Here is a 1,108-nt window from a genome sequence, read left to right on the forward strand (position 1 = left end):
ATGCATGAGGTCAAAGCCCTTGTTGATGTCCTCGAGCTTCAGCGTGTGGGTGATCATCGGGTCGATCTGGATCTTCTTTTCCATGTACCAGTCGACGATCCTGGGCACGTCGGTGCGGCCGCGCGCGCCGCCGAAGGCGGTGCCCATCCAGCTGCGGCCGGTGACCAGCTGGAACGGCCTCGTCGAAATCTCCTGGCCGGCGCCGGCAACGCCGATGATGACCGACTTGCCCCAGCCGCGATGCGAGGCCTCCAGGGCCTGGCGCATCACCTTGGTGTTGCCGGTGCAGTCGAAGGTGTAGTCGGCGCCGCCGATCTGGTCGGCGCCGCGCTTGGTCAGGTTGACCAGATAAGGCACGATGTCGCCGTCGATCTCCTTCGGATTGACGAAATGCGTCATGCCGAACTTCTCGCCCCAGGCCTTCTTGTCGTTGTTCAAGTCAACGCCGATGATCATGTCGGCGCCGGCAAGGCGAAGGCCCTGGATGACGTTGAGGCCAATGCCGCCGAGGCCGAAGACCACGGCGGTGGCCCCTTGCTCGACCTTGGCGGTGTTGATGACGGCGCCGATGCCGGTCGTCACCCCGCAGCCGATGTAGCAGATCTTGTCGAAGGGGGCGTCCGGATTGACCTTGGCGACCGCGATCTCGGGCAGCACGGTGAAGTTGGAAAAGGTCGAGCAGCCCATATAGTGGAAGAGCTTCTCGCCGCCGACCGAGAAGCGCGAGGTGCCGTCGGGCATCAGGCCTTGCCCCTGCGTGGCGCGGATGGCGGTGCACAGATTGGTCTTGCGCGACAGGCACGACGGGCACTGCCGGCATTCGGGCGTGTAGAGCGGGATGACATGGTCGCCCTTCCTGACCGAGGTCACGCCCTTGCCGACATCGACGACGATGCCGGCACCCTCATGGCCCAGGATCGCCGGAAAGATGCCTTCCGGATCGGCGCCCGACAGCGTGAACTCGTCGGTGTGGCAGATGCCGGTCGCCTTGACCTCGACCAGAACCTCGCCCTCGCGCGGGCCCTCGAGGTCCACCTCCATGATCTCCAGCGGCTTTCCAGCGCCAACGGCTACAGCGGCACGCGTCTTCATGAGGCACTCCTCCCAA

The 1,108-nt window shown here is 64.8% G+C and carries 1 protein-coding gene; it reads right to left on the bottom strand.

Features of this window, described 5'->3' with window-relative positions; genetic code table 11:
* On the bottom strand, nt 1-1,092 hold a 1,092-nt coding region (locus RFM41_RS34055; protein WP_320253520.1), incomplete at its 3' end, for an S-(hydroxymethyl)glutathione dehydrogenase/class III alcohol dehydrogenase.
* Between the last annotated feature and the right edge of the window lie 16 nt (nt 1,093-1,108).

The organism is Mesorhizobium vachelliae, assembly GCF_033977325.1.
Lineage (GTDB): Bacteria > Pseudomonadota > Alphaproteobacteria > Rhizobiales > Rhizobiaceae > Mesorhizobium > Mesorhizobium vachelliae.